Raw genomic sequence first — 17,763 nt, 5'->3', positions numbered from 1 at the left:
AGAACCCGGGCTTCGGCACGGTCTTCACCGATCACATGGTCGACATCTGCTGGTCGGCGCGCGGCGGCTGGCATCGTCCACGCGTGCAGCCGTACGGGCCGATCGCACTCGACCCCGCCGCGGCCGTGCTGCATTACGGTCAGGAGATCTTCGAGGGCATCAAGGCCTACCGGCATGCAGACGGCTCGATCCACACCTTCCGACCGCGCAGCAACGCCGAGCGCATGCAGCGCAGCGCCCACCGCATGGCCCTGCCCGAGCTGCCCACCGAGTACTTCCTGCAGTCGCTGCGCGAGCTCATCGCCGTCGACGGCGCATGGACGCCGTCGGGCTCCGACCAGAGTCTCTATCTGCGCCCGTTCATGTTCGCCAAGGAGGCGTTCCTCGGCGTACGCCCCGCCCAGAAGGTCGGGTACTACCTGATCGCGAGCCCGGCCGGTTCCTACTTCACGGGCGGTGTGAAGCCGGTGCGCATCTGGCTGTCTGAGACATACGCCCGTGCCGGCAGGGGCGGAACGGGGGCGGCGAAGACCGGCGGCAACTACGCGTCGAGCCTGCTCCCGCAGGCCGAGGCCTACGACAAGGGCTGCGACCAGGTCGTCTTCCTCGACCAGGACGGCAACGTGGAAGAGCTCGGCGGCATGAACGTCGTGTTCGTCTACCGCGACGGACGCATCGTGACACCGCAGTCCGACAGCATCCTCGAGGGGATCACGCGCGATTCGCTGCTCCAGCTCGCCGAAGACCGCGGCCACACGGTCGAGCGCCGTCCCGTCTCGCTGCAGGAGTGGCGCGACGGCGTCGCCTCGGGCGACATCATCGAGGTCTTCGCCTGCGGCACGGCGGCGGTCGTCACCCCGATCGGCGCCCTGGTGACCGCAGCCGGCGATGAGCCGCAGCCCACCGGCGAGCTCGCGCTGTCGCTGCGTGAGGAGCTCACCGACATTCAGTACGGCCGCGCGACGGACAAGCACGGCTGGCTGCACCGGCTCGACGCCTGACGCCCGGGGATAGGGTGAGTACGTGAAGATCGCTCGGTTCAGCCATAACGACGCCATCCAGTACGGCATCCTCGACGGGCAGGAGCTCGTCGTCCTCGCCGGTGACCCGATGTTCGCGGGGTTCGATACGACCGGTGAGCGGGTTCCGCTGGCCGATGTCGCACTGCTCGCTCCGGTGATTCCCCGGTCGAAGGTCGTCTGCGTCGGCAAGAATTATCACGATCATGCCGCCGAGATGGGCGGCGTCGCTCCCGAGGAACCGCTGCTGTTCCTCAAGCCGAACACCTCCGTGATCGGCCCGGGCGACACGATCGTTCGTCCAACGCTCTCGGAGCGCACCGAGCACGAGGGCGAACTCGCCGTCGTCATCGGCCGGATCGCGAAGAACGTCACGGCAGAGAATGCGATGGACTACGTCTTCGGATTCACCGTCGCGAATGACGTCACCGCTCGGGATCTGCAGAAGAAGGACGGCCAGTGGACGCGCGGCAAGGGCTTCGATACGTTCTGCCCGCTCGGGCCGGTGATCGAGACCGAGTTCGACGACCCGGATGCCACGATCGAGACCCGCGTGAACGGCGAGGTGCGCCAGCACGCGCCGCTGTCGGACATGATTCATTCTCCCGAGGAGATCATCGCGTACGCCTCGGCCGTGTTCACGCTGCTTCCCGGTGATGTCATCCTCACGGGCACTCCCGCTGGCGTTGGTCCGTTCGGCGCCGGGGACAACGTCGAGGTCGAAGTGACGGGGCTCGGCATTCTGCGCAATCCGGTGCGTGACGCTCTGCCGGTCGCATGACCGTACCGACCGTCGCTGAACAGCAGGCGGTGCAGCGGCGTACCGTTGCTATCCTCTCGACCGGACAGGTTCTCGGCGGTATCGCCTTCGGTGCGACGGTGTCGCTGGGTGCGCTGCTCGCCGCCGACATCTCGGGTGACGACGCTCTCTCGGGCCTGGCCACGGCGTCGGTCACCCTCGGTGCCGCGCTGTGCGCGATCCCGCTCGCACGCCTGGCGATGAAGGTCGGCCGTCGCCGGGCACTGACCCTGGGCAACCTCTTCGCCCTCATCGGCATCGGGGTCGTCATCCTTGCGGCGGCCCTTCGTGTCTTCCCCCTCCTGTTGGTCGGCATCGTGCTGATCGGGGCGGGCAACGCCGGGAACCTGCAGTCGCGGTTCGCCGCGACCGACTTGGCGAGCTCGCGGCACCGCGGGCGGGATCTTTCGATCGTCGTCTGGGCGACCACCGTCGGGGGAGTGGCGGGGCCGCTGCTGCTCGGCCCCGGCGAGATCGTCGGCCAGGCGGTCGGGATGCCGCCGCAGACCGGCTCCTACCTGTTCTCGCTCGTCGCGCAGGTCGCGGCGTTCATCCTCTATATCGTCGCCCTGCGCCCCGATCCGCTGCTGCTCGCCCAGCGGATCATGGCAGCCGGTGCAGACCAGAACACCGCGGAAGAACGCCGCGACCACCCCCGCGCCGCCCGCTATGCGATGTTCGCGATCGCCGCGTCTCACGTCGTGATGGTGTCCGTCATGGCGATGACCCCGATCCATCTCTCGCACATGGCGCACGGCGCCCACGGCGGTCATGCGACGCCAGCGGACATCTCCTCGCTCGTGGGCGGGACGATCGCGATGCACGTCGCCGGCATGTACGCGCTTTCGCCGGTCTTCGGCATCCTCGCCGACCGCTGGGGGCGATTGCGGGTCGTCCTGCTCGGGCAGGGGCTGCTCGCCGCCTCGCTGATCTTCGCCATCACGGTGAACGGTCAGGCCTGGGGCGTGATGGTCGCGCTGATCCTGCTCGGACTCGGGTGGAGCGCGTCGACCGTCTCCGGCGCGGCGCTGCTGACCGAGGCGACCGCTCCTGCGCTGCGCACGCGCAGGCAGGGGCGCAGCGACTCGCTGATGAGTTTCTCGGCCGCGGGCGGTGCGGTGCTCGCCGGCGTCATCCTTTCGAACTTCCAGTACGGCGGTCTTGCCGTCGCGGCATCCGTCCTCGTCATCGGCACCGTTGTCGCCGCCCCGCTCGGCAGGATGCATCGACCGTGAGCGTCTGGAGCGGTGTCGGCGCGGCGTATGAGGTGTCGTACGCCGGCCTGTGTGCCGGGACGACCGATGCGATCCTGGCGGCACTGGGACCGGCGGAGTCCCGGAGCCTGCTCGATGTCGGTTCCGGAACCGGTGCGCTGGGCGGTGCGCTGGCTGTTGCCGGCTGGAACGTCACGGGATGCGAACCCGAGCCCACGATGCGCGCGATCTCGCGAGCTCAGCGCCCGTCCGTGAACGTCGTCGATGGTGCGCTACCGTCCCTGCCGTTCGCGGACGCCTCATTCGATGCCGTGACCGCGAACTTCGTGCTGAACCATGTTTCCGATCCACGCGCCGCTGCAGCGGAGATGGCGCGGGTGGCCGAACCGGCTGCCGTCCTCATCGCAACGATCTGGACCGTCTCCCCGTCGTGGTTCTGGGCGGAGGTCTGCGATCGCGCGGGCGTCGCGCTGGCCGCACGCGAATCGCTCCCGGCCGATAAAGACTTCGACAGGACGGCGTCCGGAGTCGGGCGGATGTTGTCCGAGGGCGGCTGGACCGCCGTCGAGGTCACGGAGTCCACCTGGACGTGGCGTGCTCCGCGCGAAGCGCTGTGGGCGTCGGCGGCCGGTGGCGTCGCGAGCGCCGGGGCGTTCTACCTCTCGCTCGACGATGCTGACCGTTCCCGGTTTCGGCGTGCCTTCGACGACCTCAGTGACGAGAAGGCCGACAGCGGCGCGATCGCGCTGGAGCACACGGCCGCGCTGGCCGTGGGACGGCCGATCGAGCCGGCGGCGCACGCGTAGGATTGAGGGGCTATGGCTACTCCTGATTCCCGCACCACGACGGCGACCGGCTCCGATGTGCGCGTGCGCTTCTGCCCCTCTCCGACCGGTCTGCCGCACGTCGGCCTGATCCGCACCGCTCTGTTCAACTGGGCGTACGCGCGTCACAATGGCGGAAAGCTCGTCTTCCGCATCGAAGACACCGATGCGGCGCGAGACAGCGAGGAGAGCTATCAGCAGCTGCTCGACGCGCTGCGCTGGATGCAGATCGACTGGGACGAGGGTGTCGAGGTCGGCGGGCCGCACGGTCCGTACCGGCAGTCCGAGCGCCACGACATCTACCGCGAGGTCGTCGACAAGTTGTTGGCAGCAGGCGCGATCTACGAGAGCTTCTCGAACGCAGAGGAGATCGACGCCCGCAACGAGGCGAACGGTCGCGCCAAGCAGCTCGGCTACGATAACTTCGACCGTGACCTCACCGACGAGCAGAAGGCCGCCTTCCGTGCCGAGGGACGCGAGCCGGCACTGCGACTGCGCGTGCCCGACGAGGACCTCACCTACGTCGACCTGATCCGCGGCGAGGTGACCTTCCCCGCCGGATCCTTCCCCGACTTCGTTGTCGTCCGACCCAACGGCATCCCGCTCTACACCTTCGTCAACCCCGTCGATGACGCGCTGATGGGCATCACGCACGTGCTGCGCGGTGAGGACCTCATGCCGTCCACCGCGCGGCAGCTGGCCCTGTACGCGGCTCTCATCGACGCCGGGGTCACCACGTTCATCCCGCGGTTCGCGCACATGCCGCTCGTTCTGGGCGAGACGGGCAACAAGAAACTGTCCAAGCGCGACCCGCAGGCCGACCTATTCCTGCACCGCGAGCGCGGCTTCATCCACGAAGGGCTGCTGAACTACCTCGCCCTGCTCGGATGGTCGATCAGCCCCGACCGCGACGTGTTCTCACTCGAGGAGTTCATCGCCGCGTTCGACATCGAGAACGTCAACCCGAACCCGGCACGCTTCGACCAGAAGAAGGCCGAGTCGATCAACGGCGACCACATCCGGATGCTGGGGGCGAAGGACTTCGCCGAGCGGACGATCCCATACCTCGCCGCAGCCGGGCTGTTCGACGAGCCGACCCACGAGCAACTGGTGCTGGCTTTCCAGGTGGCGCCGCTGGTGCACGAGCGCGTGCAGCTGCTGGGCGATGTGCCCGGAATGGTCGGATTCCTGTTCACGGACGACATCTCCTACGACGCCGACGCCCTCAAGGGCCTGCCGGCGAACGCTGCTGAGGTGCTGGAGGCGTGCGCCTCGGCGCTGGAGCCCGTGGCGGAGTTCACCACCGAGAAGATTCAGGATGCTCTCGCCACAGCCCTCGTCGAGAAGCTCGAGCTGAAGCCGCGCATCGCCTATGGTCCACCCCGGGTCGCGATCACGGGTCGTCGGGTGTCACCGCCGCTGTTCGAGTCGATGGAGCTGCTTGGAAAGGGCGAGTCTCTGCGGCGTCTCGGCGCGCTGGTGCAGCACCTGCGCGCCTAGCCGGACACGGGCGGCCGCGTTTTGGCCGGGTCGCTGAATTCGGGTACAGTAGTACCTCGGTGCACGGCTCCGGCTGATGCCCTTGGGGTATGGTGTAATTGGCAACACAGCGGTTTCTGGTACCGCCATTCTTGGTTCGAGTCCAGGTACCCCAGCAAGACGAAAAGCCCCGGTGATCCGTTCAAACGGACAGCCGGGGCTCTTGCTTTCCCCTCGTCCGTGCGGACGTTTCGGGTTGATGAGGCGGGGCCTCACTTGTCGAGCCATCGGCCGACGAACAGTCCCGCGGCCGCAGAGGCGATAAGCCCGGCAGAGAATGACAAGGTGACGAGTGCCACGGGCCAGCCGGTGTCATCGGCGATCGCGGGGGATGCGACGATGAGCGCGTAGAACAGGATGCCCCCATCTGAACACCTGCCCTATCGAGAGCGCGGCAAGCCGGCCATCCAGGCGGGGCGGGGCCTGCACGGTGGTCATGCTGGGCGGAGTGCGTCGGCGGCTGCGTCCAGCGCACCGTCGTTGAGCGCGAAGTACGCCCATTTGCCCCGTTGCTCCCGCGTGACCAGGCCGGCGTCGGCGAGGAGCTTCATGTGATGCGAGACCGTCCCCTGTGACAGCCCCACGGGTTCCGTGAGATCGCAGATGCAGGCCTCGCCGCCAGCACCGGCCGCGATCAGCGACAGCAGTCTGACTCGGGTGGGGTCGCCGAGCGCTTTGAATACCCGCGCGACACGCTCTGCGTCCTCGGCGGTGAGCGAGGATGTGATGCGTGGCACGCAGCAGGCGTCGGCTTCAATGGTCGTTGGCAGGCTCACGGGGCTAGTCTTGCACGTATTGACATTCTTCGATAGATGCGGAACAGTCTTGGTATTGAAGAGCATCGATATGAGGAGATGTGATGGACGAGCTTCCTGTTGTCGTCATCGGAGCGGGCCCGCAGGGCCTTGCCGCAGCGGCGCACCTTGCCGAACGCGACGTGGACGTGGTTGTCCTCGAGCGCGGCGACGGGCCAGCGGTTGCGGTGTCGGAGTGGGGTCATGTACGACTGTTCTCGGCGTGGCCGGAGCTGACCGACGCGGCCGCGCGTCGTCTCCTCGAGCCCTCCGGATGGAACGCCCCGACCTCCGGGTACCCGACCGGCACGGAATGGGTGGACGACTATCTCGCCCCGCTCGCGGGCGTTCTGGGCGATCGGGTGAAGTGCGCCACGACGGTGACCGGCATCTCTCGTCAGGGACGCGACAAGGTCGTCGACGGCGGACGCAAGAGCCAGCCCTTCATCGTGCACGCTGTCGATCAAGAAGGCAACGAATCCCGCCTGAGCGCCCGGGCCGTCATCGACGCCAGCGGCACATGGGGGATCCCCAACCCGGCCGGTGGCGATGGCTTCCCCGCACTCGGGGAAGCCCGGGTGCAGGCGTCGATGTCGTATCGCATCCCCGATGATGTGTCGCAGTTCACCGGTTCTCATGTCGTTGTCGTGGGCGCCGGGCACTCCGCCACGCATGCGGTGCTGCGCCTGAGTGAGCTGGCCAGGCGGTCACCAGGGACACAGATCACGTGGTTGCTGCGTCGCGGCGGCGCGACGAGCGTCTTCGGTGGTGGGATCGGTGATGAGCTCCCGGAGCGCGCCGCGCTCGGCTCTCGTGCCCGCAAGTTGATCGATGAGGGTCTGGTGAACCTCGTGACCGGGTTCCGTGTCGCGGAGTTTTGCCAAGACGGCGAGACATTGACGGTCATTGCTGAGGATGAACGCGAGGTCGCGGGGGTCGCGCATGTGTTCGCTCTGACCGGTTTCCGGCCCGACACGGAGATGCTGCGTGAGCTGCGCATCGACCTTGATCCGGCCCTTGAAGCCGTCGCCGGGATCGCTGCGGAGATCGATCCGAACATCCACTCGTGCGGATCCGTGGGGGCAACCGGCGCCAGGGAACTCGCCCAGCCGGAGCAGAACTTCTTCATCGTCGGGGTGAAGTCGTACGGACGCGCGCCGACGTTCCTCGCGATGACGGGGTACGAGCAGGTGCGCAGTGTCGCCGCACACCTCGCGGGTGACCAGGAGGCCGCCGCCCGCAACGAACTCGTCCTTCCGGGCACGGGCGTCTGCGGTGGGGCCGGCGACTTCGACGACAACGCGGGAAGCTGCTGTGCAGCCCCAGCCCCGTCGTTGGTGCAGATCGGGCTGCGACCCGTCACCGTCGGCTGACGCAACGTCGCGGAGGGTGGATCTTAGAGCGAGGCCCGCCCTTTCACCGCATCAGCGGGTGAGACGCGCAGCGAGTCCGTGCACGCTCTCATCGGCTGTGCGGCACTGGCGTCGATGCCGAGCTCCTGCAGCGATGCTGCGATTGCCGGGTTGATCACCTCGGCCGGGCTGATGCCCGCGCTCGTGGCGACCAGACGCTCGTCCCCGACGTGGGTGAGGAGGTGGGCGCCGAGCTGCGACCGGCCCGCGTTGTGGGTGCAAATGAACAAAACAGTCTTCGGCTGAGTCATCGTTTCACGGCGTTCTTGTCTGAGGCGGAGGTGCGGTTTGGGGCATCATCCGCTCGTCGGGTGACGCGCAGATGAACTCTTCTCCGGCATGCTTGCATCCGGTATTGATAGATGTCAATATAGGCACATGTCGATTCAAGAGGTTGCGCTGGTCATCATCGGCTCCGGCCCTGCCGGATACACCGCCGCCGTTTACGCCGCACGTGCAGGCCTGGCACCGGTGGTTCTTGCCGGTTCTGTGACCGCGGGCGGTGCGCTTATGACGACGACCGAGGTGGAGAACTTTCCCGGGTTCGTCGACGGCGTGCAAGGACCGGATCTGATGGAGTCGATGCGCGCGCAGGCCGAACGCTTCGGCGCGCGCATCCTGCTCGAGGACGCTGTCCGTGCCGACCTGGACGGTCCGATCAAGGTCATCGAGACCGGCGCCGGCGAGACGTTCCGTGCTCGTGCTGTCATCCTCACGATGGGGTCCGCGTACCGCAAGCTCGGACTGCCCGAAGAAGAACGTCTGACCGGCCACGGCCTGTCGTGGTGTGCGACGTGCGATGGCTTCTTCTTCCGCGAGCAAGAGATCGTTGTCGTCGGCGGGGGTGACTCCGCGATGGAGGAAGCGCTGTTCCTGACCCGCTTCGCATCGAAGGTCACCGTCGTGCACCGCCGCGAGGAGTTCCGTGCCTCGAAGATCATGGCGCAGCGCGTGCTGGACCACCCGAAGATCGACGTCGCCTGGAACAGTGAGGTCGCCGAAATCATCGGCGACGAGAAGGTGCGCGCAGTCACCCTCCGCGACACCGCCACCGGAGCAGAACGCGAGCTGCCGGCGACCGGCGTGTTCGTGGCCATCGGGCACGACCCCCGCTCCGAACTCGTAACCGGCGTCATTGACACGGATACCGACGGATACGTGCTCGTCGAGCATCCCTCCACCCGCACCAACCTTCCCGGCGTGTTCGCGGCCGGCGACCTCGTCGACCACACCTACCGGCAAGCGATCACCGCCGCCGCCACCGGCTGCGCCGCCGCGCAAGATGCCCAGCACTACCTGTCCGCTCTCGACGAGAGCACCACGAGGGCACTCGAGACCGAGGAAGTGTTCGCATGAGCGGCCCCCGCTCCTGTCGCCTCGCCGCCGAGTACGACGGCCGGATCAAGATCGTCAACCTCGACGCCGACCAGAACCCGGATATGGAAACGGCGGCCGGGGCCACCTCGATCCCGACCCTGGGTTTCTATAAGAACGGTGTCCGCACCGACATCCTCATCGGCGCTCATCCGAACCCCGTCATCGCCGAGAAGATGGACCCGCTGCTCGCATGAACACCGTCACCGCTCCTGCGCCACCCGCGACGTCGCGCCGCCTGTCCACCCTGGACCGCTGGCTGCCGCTGTGGATCGGGCTCGCCATGGTCGCTGGCATCCTCCTTGGCCGTTTCGTCCCCGGCGTCTCCCCGCTGCTCGCAAGTCTCGAAGTGGGTGGGATCTCGATCCCGATCGCGCTCGGGCTGCTGGTGATGATGTACCCGGTCCTGGCGAAGGTCCGCTACGACAAGGTCGCAGCCGTCACAGGCGACAAGAAGCTGCTCATCTCGTCCCTCGTGCTGAACTGGCTGATCGGCCCGGCGCTGATGTTCGCCCTGGCCTGGATGTTCCTGCCCGATCTGCCGGAGTACCGGACCGGCCTGATCATCGTCGGGCTCGCCCGATGCATCGCGATGGTCATCATTTGGAACGACCTCGCCTGCGGTGACAGGGAGGCTGCCGCAGTACTCGTCGCGATCAACTCGGTGTTTCAGGTCGTGGCATTCTCGCTGCTCGGCTGGTTCTACCTCACTGTCCTCCCTGGATGGCTGGGGCTGGACACGCAGGGCCTGGACTTCTCGGTAGGGGCGATCGCCCTGAACGTGCTCATCTTCCTCGGCATCCCTTTGCTGGCCGGGTTCGCGTCCCGCTTCGTGGGGGAGCGCCGCAAGGGACGCGACTGGTACGAGGAGAAGTTCCTGCCGAAGGTCGGTCCGTGGGCCCTCTACGGGTTGCTGTTCACCATCGTGCTGCTGTTCGCCCTGCAAGGGGAGCAGGTCACCTCCCGCCCGCTCGACGTGGCGCGGATCGCGCTGCCGTTGCTGGTGTACTTCGCGGTGATGTGGTTCATCGGCCTCTTCACCGGCAAGGCGCTCGGGCTGGGCTACGCACGCTCATCGACCCTGGCCTTCACTGCGGCCGGCAACAACTTCGAACTCGCGATCGCAGTCGCCATCGGCACGTTCGGCGCAGCCTCGGGGCAGGCCCTCGCGGGTGTTGTTGGACCGCTGATCGAGGTACCTGTCCTGGTCGGACTCGTCTATGTCTCGCTCTGGGCAGCCCGCAAGTGGTTCCGCACCGATCCATACATCGAAGTAAGGACGACATCATGAACGTCACCCTCACCGCTGACGAGACCTGCAGCCCCATCTCCTCGCACGCGATCGGACAGGACGCGGCGGCGTCCGTGGCCTCCACGCTGAAGGCGCTCTCGGACCCGCTGCGCCTGCGCATGCTCTCAGCGATCGCCTCCGACCCCCGCGGGGAGTCCTGTGTCTGCGACCTCGCCGAACTCGCCGAGGTGTCACAGCCGACCGTGTCCCACCACCTCAAGGTCCTCAAGGACGTCGACGTGCTCACCTCTGAGCGCCGCGGCACCTGGGTCTGGTACAAGATCCACCCGAACCGGCGCCGCGCCGTCACCACCCTGCTGGACTCGTTCGCACCCGCGACCGTTGCACCCGGGGCAGACAACGATGCCGCCGGCGAGGCACGCCAGCCAGACTTCGATGCCCGTCTCACTCGCCTCGCCGACGAGCTGGCTGCAGAGATCCCGGAACTCGACTCAGCGACCGTGCTGACCGTCGTCCGCGAGTCGTACACCGCCCTCGCTCGCACCGCTCGGGTGACCTCGGCTCTGGTTCCGCTTACCGAGCGGTTCGCCAGGCAGCGCCTCAGCGACCTCACCCGAAATCGAGACACGGCCGTCCCGCAGGTGCTGTTCGTCTGCGTGGCGAACGCCGGTCGCTCACAGCTCGCCGCCGCACTCGTCAACCAACTCGCAGGCGGCAGGGTCATCGCACGCTCGGCGGGCTCCAGCCCCGCCGATGCCATCCACCCGCACGTGCGTTCACTGCTCACCGAGATCGAGGGCGACGCGGCCGCCGAACGATTCCCGAAGCCCCTCACCGACGACGCCGTCAGAGCGGCGGACGTGGTCATCACGATGGGCTGCGGGGACGTCTGCCCGATCATTCCCGGCGTCCGCTACGACGACTGGGCCGTCGGCGATCCCGCCCTCGCGTCGCGCGAAGGCGTCGAAGCCATCCGCGACGACATCACCGCCCGCGTGCGAACACTCGTCGACGACCTTGTCCACTGACTGCTTCTCGAAATCTGGAGTCAACATGACTGAAACTGCTACCAAGCCATCCGTTCTGTTCGTCTGCGTCCACAACGCCGGTCGTTCCCAGATGGCGGCGGGTTTCCTCCGCGACATCGCGGGCGACCGCATCGAAGTGCGCTCCGCCGGTTCCATGCCTGCCGAGCAGATCAACCCGATCGCGGTCGACGCGATGGCCGAGCTCGGCATCGACATCACCGCCGAAGCCCCGAAGGTTCTCACCACCGCAGCCGTGCAGGCTTCTGACGTCGTGATCACGATGGGCTGTGGCGACGCTTGCCCGTTCTTCCCCGGAAAACGCTACGAGGACTGGAAGATCGACGACCCGGCAGGCCAAGGTATCGACGCCGTCCGCCCCATCCGCGACGACATCCGCGGCCGCATCGAACAACTAGTGAGCGACCTCATTTAGTCGTTGGCGGAGTGCGAATAATTCTCGCGTGAATAATTCGCTCTGCCGATAGAGCACTCTTCGCCCACTCCTATCCTGGACTCGTGCGTGGTCTGCAGTGGGTCATCGGCGCGGCCGCAGCGACAGGTGCGATCGCGGCGGCGCTGTTCCTACCCGTGCGGTTCCCGAGACCCAGCGGCCCGTTGCGGGTCGGTACGACGACCCGGCAGTGGGTCGACCAGTCTCGAGCGGAGATCCTCTCTGCGAATGACGATGCGCGGCGCGAGCTCTCGGCGCAGGTCTGGTACCCGACGGGTGCATCCGTGGGGGTGCGAAGCAAGTACCTCCCGGATCCCCAGGTGGTCTTCACCGCGCTCCTGAAAGCACTGCGAGATGTCACGTCGGGTCGGACATCACTGCCGACTTTCCTGTTCCGCAAGCTCGCAGTGTCGACAACGCACGCGTTCGTTAATGCACCGCCCGTGCCGGAGACGAGTTTCCCGGTGATCGTCGCCGTATCGGGATTCGGCGGCTTCCGTACCGCGAATACGATCCTCATCGAGGAGCTCGTCTCGCGCGGTTACGTCGTCATTGGGATGGACCAGCCCTACATATCTGCCCGGACTCGACGAGCCGATGGTCGCGTCGTGACGATGAAACGGCGCGGACATCTCTACGACGTTCATCCTCGTGCTCAGGTGCTCGCTCACCTCGCCGCTGACGTGAGTTTCGCTCTGGACATGGTGAAACACGATCCGACCCTGAACCGCTCTGTCGACGTGTCGCGGGCAGGTGTCATGGGCGTATCGCTGGGCGGAACCGTCGCAGCTGAGGCGGCCTCGGCAGACGACCGGATCGCAGCCTGCCTCATGATGGATGCCGTCATGCCCGAAGCGGTCGCTGCTAATGGACTGCCCTGCCGTGCGCTGTGGCTGACCCGACCCGCAGACGACATGCGACGCGAACGCCGTCACGCCGGCGGCTGGCCGGAACCCGTCATCGCAGAGACTCTGCACTCGATGGGTTCCGCCCTCGAGCACCAGCGCGCCGGCACTGGAGAGCTCGTCAGCATCCCCGGCATGTACCACATCGACTTCACTGACGCTCCGCACTGGTTCCCGTGGGCGCGATGGGTGGGCTTGTCCGGACGCATTGGCCCGCGCCGAGCCCGACGCATCATCGCCCAACATGCCGAGGTATTCTTCGACGCCGCGCGCTCCGGCACCGTGCCGGCCTCCGTGGACATTTCAGTTAGTAACCACTAACCTAAATCCAGTTACTGATCGATAACCCGATGAAGGGATCGTCATGGTCGCCACCTCGGCGTACGCCGACCTCGTGGATGAGCTGCGCGAGCGCCGCGTCCAGATCGCGCAGGGCGGTTCCGAGAGTGCACGCGCCCGGCACACGGCACGCGGCAAGATGCTCGCACGCGACCGGATCGACGCCCTCGTCGACCGCGGGAGCCCGTTCCTCGAGGTTGCACCGCTCGCCGGTTACGAGATGTACGACGGGGCGTGCCCCGGAGGAGGCGTCGTCGCCGGTATCGGGCTCGTACACGGCCGACACGTCATGATCGTCGCGAACGATGCCACGGTGAAGGGCGGGGCGTACTACCCGATCACCGTGAAGAAGCATCTGCGTGCGCAGGAGATCGCCGCCGAGAACAGACTGCCCTGCATCTACCTGGTCGATTCGGGCGGCGCGTTCCTGCCGATGCAGGACGAGGTCTTCCCCGACCGCGACCACTTCGGCCGGATCTTCTACAATCAAGCGCGCATGTCGCGCGACGGCATCCCGCAGATCGCCGCGGTGCTGGGCTCCTCGACCGCAGGCGGCGCGTACGTTCCGGCCATGAGCGACGAGACGGTGATCGTGCGCGATCAGGGCACCATCTTCCTCGGTGGGCCGCCCCTCGTCAAAGCCGCGACCGGCGAGGTCGTCAGCGCCGAGGACCTCGGCGGCGGTGCGGTGCATACTCGGGTCTCGGGCGTCACCGACCATCTCGCCGAGAACGATGAGCATGCGCTGCAGATCGTGCGCGACATCGTCGAAACGCTTCCACCGCCCGCGGCGCTCACCGCCGAGCCTGCAGCATCGCAGCCGCCCGAGCATTCACCCGACGAGCTCGTCGATATCGTTCCTGTCGAACTGACCACCCCGTACGACGCGCGCGACATCATCACCCGGATCATCGACGCGAACAGCATCCATGAGTTCAAACGCGAGTACGGCACGACGCTGGTGACCGCCTTCGCGCGAATCCATGGCCATCGGGTCGGCATCGTCGCCAACAACGGCGTGCTCTTCAGCGAGTCGGCGCTCAAGGGCGCCCACTTCATCGAGCTGTGCGATCAGCGCGGCATCCCCCTGCTGTTCCTGCAGAACATCACCGGGTTCATGGTGGGGCGCGAATACGAATCCGGCGGCATCGCGAAGCACGGCGCGAAGATGGTCAACGCCGTCGCATGCGCGTCGGTCCCGAAGCTCACCGTCGTCGTCGGCGGGAGCTTCGGAGCCGGCACCTACTCGATGTGCGGGCGGGCCTATTCGCCCCGGTTCCTCTGGCTGTGGCCGGGCGCGCGCGTGTCGGTGATGGGCGGCCCGCAGGCGGCGTCGGTCCTCTCCACCGTTCGACGCGAGCAGATCGAGGCGGGCGGAGGAGAATGGCCCGCCGACGAGCAGACGGCGTTCGAAGCCCCGATCCGCGATCAGTACGAGCGGCAGGGCAGCCCCTACTACTCGACCGCACGCCTGTGGGACGACGGCATCATCGAACCCGGTCAAACGCGCGATGTCCTCGGTCTCGCCCTCGATGTCATCGGCCGCTCACCCCTCGACGCGCCCGGCTACGGCGTCTTCCGGATGTGATGGCGATGTTCCGAACCGTCCTCATCGCCAACCGCGGCGAGATCGCCTGCCGCATCATTCGCACGCTGCGCGAGCGGGGAATCCGATCCGTCGCGGTGTACAGCGACGCCGACGCCGGTGCCCGGCATGTCCACCTGGCCGACACCGCGATCCGCCTGGGGCCGGCGCCCGCCGCGCAGAGCTATCTCGATACGGATGCCGTTCTGGATGCCGCGCGCCGCACCGGTGCCGAAGCCATCCACCCCGGCTACGGTTTCCTCGCCGAGAACGCTGCGTTCGCGCAGGCGTGCGAGAACGCCGGAATCGTATTCATCGGTCCGACATCTGACGCGATCTCGGTGATGGGCGACAAGATCAGCGCGAAGCTCGCGGTGATCGAACGCGGTGTGCCGACGGTGCCCGGTGTCGCCCGGCCCGGTATGACGGACGAGCAGCTGGCCGAATCCGCCGCCGAGGTCGGCTATCCGCTGCTCATCAAGCCGTCGGCCGGCGGCGGCGGCAAGGGCATGCACGTCGTCGAATCCGAGTCCGCCCTCGTCACCGCACTGGCGGCTGCGCGGCGCGAGGCGGCGGCGAGCTTCGGCGACGACGCACTGTTCCTGGAGCGCTACGTTCGCAACCCGCGTCATATCGAGGTGCAGGTGCTCGCTGATGCGCACGGCACGGTGATCCACCTGGGGGAGCGGGAGTGCTCGCTGCAGCGTCGGCATCAGAAGGTCATCGAGGAGGCACCATCGCCTCTGCTCGACGCGGCGACGCGGGCGCGCATCGGAGAGGCGGCCTGCGAGACGGCGCGCAGCGTCGGTTACCGCGGCGCTGGCACGGTGGAGTTCATCGTCTCCGCTGACGCCCCCGAGGAGTTCTTCTTCATGGAGATGAATACCCGACTGCAGGTCGAGCACCCCGTGACCGAGGAGATCACCGGTATCGACCTCGTCGAACAGCAGCTGCGCATCGCAGCGGGCGAGCCGCTCTCGTTCGCACAGGACGAGGTGGTGCTGACGGGGCACGCGTTCGAGGCGCGGGTGTACGCCGAAGATGCGGCATCCGGATTCCTCCCGACCGGGGGACAGGTGATCGGTGTCCGCCATCCGCACGGTGCTGGCATCCGGGTCGATACGGCGCTCGAAGACGGCCTCGACGTATCGGTGGACTACGACCCGATGCTGGCGAAGATCATCACGTGGGGAGCCGATCGCGACCAGGCCCGGCGGCGATTGGTCGCAGCCCTCGATGACACCGCGGTGTTCGGATTCACCACGAACGTCGAGTTCCTGCGGCTGCTGCTCGAGGTGCCCGATGTCGTGAGCGGCGCGCTCGACACGGGCCTCATCGCCCGCGAGTTCGACGAAATGGCCTTCGCACAGGCGGATGACCGCGCTTTCGCCGAGACCGCACTGATCCTCGACGCCACAGCCGGAAGGGACGAGAGCCCGTGGCACCGGCGCGACGGCTGGCGTCTCACAGGCTCGGCTCCGCGCCGATACTCGCTGCGCGCTGCAGAACAGGCGCAGACTGTTTCGCTCGTCGGGGTCGGTGAGAACACCGCCCTGCACACGGACGACGGCGATCGCCGTGCACGCGTGAGGTTCCTCGACGAGGGCCTCGTCGCCGTGGACGTCGACGGCGAGGTGCGAACCTTCCCTGCGCGTGTCCACGACGACGGCGTCTGGCTCGTGCGCGACGGTGCTCTGTTCCGGATCGAACTGGCGCCGGTGCTGTACGCCGCAGATGCCGTCGGTGACACTGACCCCGAGCTGGTGTCGCCGATGCCGGGCACCGTTGTGGTGACGCGGGTCGCCGACGGTGACACCGTGGCCGCCGGCGATGCGATCGTCGTGGTCGAGGCGATGAAGATGGAGCATGTCGTCCGCACCACCGTCGCCGGTGTCGTCTCCCTGCGGGCTCGCGCTGGCGAGGTCGTCTCACGAGGTCAGACACTCGCCGTGGTGACACCGCAGGATGCCGGAGGCGACGAACCCGTCTCGACGGACGGGTGACGACGGCCCCGCGAGCATGATGAAGGCCCGGTCTCGCGATATTGCGAAACCGGGCCTTCGAAGTTCAGATCAGAGCGGACGGATGTTCGTCGCCTGGGGGCCCTTGGGTCCCTGCTCCGTGTCGAACTCGACCTTCTGCGCTTCTTCGAGGTTGCGGTAACCGCTCGACTGGATCGCGCTGAAGTGCGCGAAGACGTCGGCAGAACCGTCATCGGGAGCGATGAAGCCGTAGCCCTTGTCGGAGTTGAACCATTTGACGGTGCCAGTGGCCATGCTGTGTTTCCTTTGATGTTCGGTGGGCCGATCATCGACCCGGTTGCCGCGTCGAACCAGTGCGGCGATGTCAGAAACTCTCGAGAAGCGGCGAAGAAGCGGCGTGACTGGCCCGAGAGGGTGAGGTAGATGAAGGCGGATGAACAACCCCATCCTACCGGAAGTCTGGCCGTGAAACGATGGGAATATGAGCTCAGCGAACCTGACCAGGGAAGAGACGTCGGCGCGATCCGCGAACGTTACCGTCCGAGACATCCGTGTGGAACTCGATCTGCGACGAGCGGGCGATACGCAGCAGCGCGGATTCGGCTCCACGACGACCCTGCGGTTCGATGCCACGACACCCCGAACCTGGATCGATTTTATCGGAGAGGGCGTCCAGCGCGTCACGGTGAACGGTGAAGAGCGCCCGGTCGAATACGACGGTGCCCGCATCAGCGTGTCGGGTCTTGCGGCGTCGAACACCGTCGTCGTCGAGGCGACCGGGGAATACTCCCGGTCCGGCGAGGGCCTGCACCGCTTCGTCGATCCGGTCGATGGCGAGACCTACCTGTACACGCAGTACGAGCCCGCCGACTCGCGCCGCGTGATGGCGTGTTTCGAACAGCCCGACATGAAGGCCGCGTACACGTTCGTCGTGCACGCCCCCGCAGGCTGGCGGGTGCTGTCGAACCAGAGCGCGGTCTCGGCGGCCGAGAACGGCGATGCGCAGACTGTCGAGTTCGCGCCGACCCTGCCGCTGTCCAGTTACATCACCGCAGTTGCCGCCGGCCCGTACCACCGGGTCGATGCTGAATGGACCCGCGCTGACCAGACGATCGCACTCGGTGTGCTGTGCCGACAGTCGCTCGCCCCGTTCCTCGAGGCCGACGAGATCATCGAGGTCACGAGGCAAGGACTCGACTTCTTCACCGACGCGTTCGCCTTCCCCTATCCGTGGGGCAAGTACGAC

17 protein-coding genes, 1 tRNA gene and 1 pseudogene are annotated in these 17,763 nt (G+C 67.0%); 16 read left to right on the top strand and 3 right to left on the bottom strand.

From position 1 onward, the window contains the following. The 6 genes from ACTICP_RS13500 to ACTICP_RS13475 all read left to right on the top strand — a co-directional run. A partial coding sequence (locus ACTICP_RS13500; protein WP_441893189.1) for a branched-chain amino acid aminotransferase occupies nucleotides 1–1,001 on the top strand: 1,001 nt, incomplete at its 5' end. 22 nt (nucleotides 1,002–1,023) lie between these two features. Next, nucleotides 1,024–1,800, top strand: a complete 777-nt coding sequence (locus ACTICP_RS13495; RefSeq protein ID WP_441893187.1) for a fumarylacetoacetate hydrolase family protein — start codon at nucleotides 1,024–1,026, stop codon at nucleotides 1,798–1,800. Next, complete coding sequence (locus tag ACTICP_RS13490) at nucleotides 1,797–3,053, top strand: MFS transporter (protein WP_441893185.1); 1,257 nt, start codon at nucleotides 1,797–1,799, stop codon at nucleotides 3,051–3,053. The genes ACTICP_RS13495 and ACTICP_RS13490 overlap by 4 nt, the downstream gene beginning before the upstream one ends. Further along, nucleotides 3,050–3,838, top strand: a complete 789-nt coding sequence (locus tag ACTICP_RS13485) for a class I SAM-dependent methyltransferase (protein ID WP_441893183.1) — start codon at nucleotides 3,050–3,052, stop codon at nucleotides 3,836–3,838. The genes ACTICP_RS13490 and ACTICP_RS13485 overlap by 4 nt, the downstream gene beginning before the upstream one ends. Before the next feature lie 12 nt (nucleotides 3,839–3,850). Further along, nucleotides 3,851–5,356 (top strand): glutamate--tRNA ligase, encoded by a 1,506-nt coding sequence (gene gltX / locus ACTICP_RS13480; RefSeq protein ID WP_441893181.1) that lies wholly within the window; start codon nucleotides 3,851–3,853, stop codon nucleotides 5,354–5,356. An 83-nt stretch (nucleotides 5,357–5,439) separates the two neighbouring features. Further along, nucleotides 5,440–5,511, top strand: a tRNA-Gln gene (locus ACTICP_RS13475). Between the two features lie 318 nt (nucleotides 5,512–5,829). On the opposite strand, the gene ACTICP_RS13470 is transcribed toward ACTICP_RS13475, so the two are convergent. Then, nucleotides 5,830–6,171: an ArsR/SmtB family transcription factor gene (locus tag ACTICP_RS13470; RefSeq protein ID WP_441893179.1), complete on the bottom strand. Its 342-nt coding sequence runs from the start codon at nucleotides 6,169–6,171 to the stop codon at nucleotides 5,830–5,832. An 83-nt stretch (nucleotides 6,172–6,254) separates the two neighbouring features. Here ACTICP_RS13470 and ACTICP_RS13465 point away from each other — a divergent pair, with 83 nt between their 5' ends. Further along, nucleotides 6,255–7,562: an FAD-dependent oxidoreductase gene (locus ACTICP_RS13465; RefSeq protein WP_441893177.1), complete on the top strand. Its 1,308-nt coding sequence runs from the start codon at nucleotides 6,255–6,257 to the stop codon at nucleotides 7,560–7,562. A 23-nt stretch (nucleotides 7,563–7,585) separates the two neighbouring features. On the opposite strand, the gene ACTICP_RS13460 is transcribed toward ACTICP_RS13465, so the two are convergent. Beyond that, nucleotides 7,586–7,852, bottom strand: coding sequence for an arsenate reductase/protein-tyrosine-phosphatase family protein (locus tag ACTICP_RS13460; RefSeq protein ID WP_441893175.1), 267 nt, complete (start codon nucleotides 7,850–7,852; stop codon nucleotides 7,586–7,588). Nucleotides 7,853–7,979: 127 nt separating this feature from the next. Here ACTICP_RS13460 and trxB point away from each other — a divergent pair, with 127 nt between their 5' ends. The 8 genes from trxB to ACTICP_RS13420 all read left to right on the top strand — a co-directional run bounded on the left by trxB (nucleotide 7,980) and on the right by ACTICP_RS13420 (nucleotide 16,538). Next, entirely contained in the window at nucleotides 7,980–8,957 is a 978-nt protein-coding gene (gene trxB, locus ACTICP_RS13455) for a thioredoxin-disulfide reductase (RefSeq protein WP_441893173.1), read from the top strand. After that, entirely contained in the window at nucleotides 8,954–9,172 is a 219-nt protein-coding gene (locus ACTICP_RS13450; RefSeq protein ID WP_441893171.1) for a thioredoxin family protein, read from the top strand. Before trxB ends, ACTICP_RS13450 begins: the two co-directional genes overlap by 4 nt. After that, the gene (gene arsB / locus ACTICP_RS13445) at nucleotides 9,169–10,266 is read left to right on the top strand and encodes an ACR3 family arsenite efflux transporter (RefSeq protein WP_441893169.1); all 1,098 of its coding nucleotides are present in this window, start codon (nucleotides 9,169–9,171) and stop codon (nucleotides 10,264–10,266) included. The genes ACTICP_RS13450 and arsB overlap by 4 nt, the downstream gene beginning before the upstream one ends. Continuing rightward, nucleotides 10,263–11,255 (top strand): metalloregulator ArsR/SmtB family transcription factor, encoded by a 993-nt coding sequence (locus ACTICP_RS13440; protein WP_441893167.1) that lies wholly within the window; start codon nucleotides 10,263–10,265, stop codon nucleotides 11,253–11,255. The genes arsB and ACTICP_RS13440 overlap by 4 nt, the downstream gene beginning before the upstream one ends. A 25-nt stretch (nucleotides 11,256–11,280) precedes the next feature. After that, nucleotides 11,281–11,688, top strand: a complete 408-nt coding sequence (locus ACTICP_RS13435) for an arsenate reductase ArsC (protein WP_441893165.1) — start codon at nucleotides 11,281–11,283, stop codon at nucleotides 11,686–11,688. Nucleotides 11,689–11,771: 83 nt separating this feature from the next. Next, nucleotides 11,772–12,932 carry an alpha/beta hydrolase gene (locus ACTICP_RS13430; RefSeq protein WP_441893163.1) on the top strand — a complete coding sequence of 387 codons (1,161 nt, stop codon included), beginning with the start codon at nucleotides 11,772–11,774 and terminating at the stop codon, nucleotides 12,930–12,932. A 43-nt stretch (nucleotides 12,933–12,975) separates the two neighbouring features. Next, nucleotides 12,976–14,538 (top strand): carboxyl transferase domain-containing protein, encoded by a 1,563-nt coding sequence (locus tag ACTICP_RS13425; RefSeq protein WP_441893161.1) that lies wholly within the window; start codon nucleotides 12,976–12,978, stop codon nucleotides 14,536–14,538. Further along, nucleotides 14,538–16,538, top strand: coding sequence for an acetyl/propionyl/methylcrotonyl-CoA carboxylase subunit alpha (locus ACTICP_RS13420; protein ID WP_441893159.1), 2,001 nt, complete (start codon nucleotides 14,538–14,540; stop codon nucleotides 16,536–16,538). The genes ACTICP_RS13425 and ACTICP_RS13420 overlap by 1 nt, the downstream gene beginning before the upstream one ends. A gap of 69 nt (nucleotides 16,539–16,607) precedes the next feature. On the opposite strand, the gene ACTICP_RS13415 is transcribed toward ACTICP_RS13420, so the two are convergent. Continuing rightward, nucleotides 16,608–16,811: a cold-shock protein gene (locus tag ACTICP_RS13415; RefSeq protein WP_175986543.1), complete on the bottom strand. Its 204-nt coding sequence runs from the start codon at nucleotides 16,809–16,811 to the stop codon at nucleotides 16,608–16,610. A 187-nt stretch (nucleotides 16,812–16,998) separates the two neighbouring features. On the opposite strand from ACTICP_RS13415, the pseudogene ACTICP_RS13410 reads away from it, so the two are divergent. Then, nucleotides 16,999–17,763, top strand: a pseudogene (locus ACTICP_RS13410) (aminopeptidase N); the annotation flags it as partial.

It is taken from the genome of Microbacterium sp. (assembly GCF_052102115.1).
In the GTDB taxonomy this organism is placed as follows: Bacteria; Actinomycetota; Actinomycetes; order Actinomycetales; family Microbacteriaceae; genus Microbacterium.
Note: the sequence above shows the minus strand (reverse complement) of the source record. Positions and strands in the feature narration are given on the sequence as shown.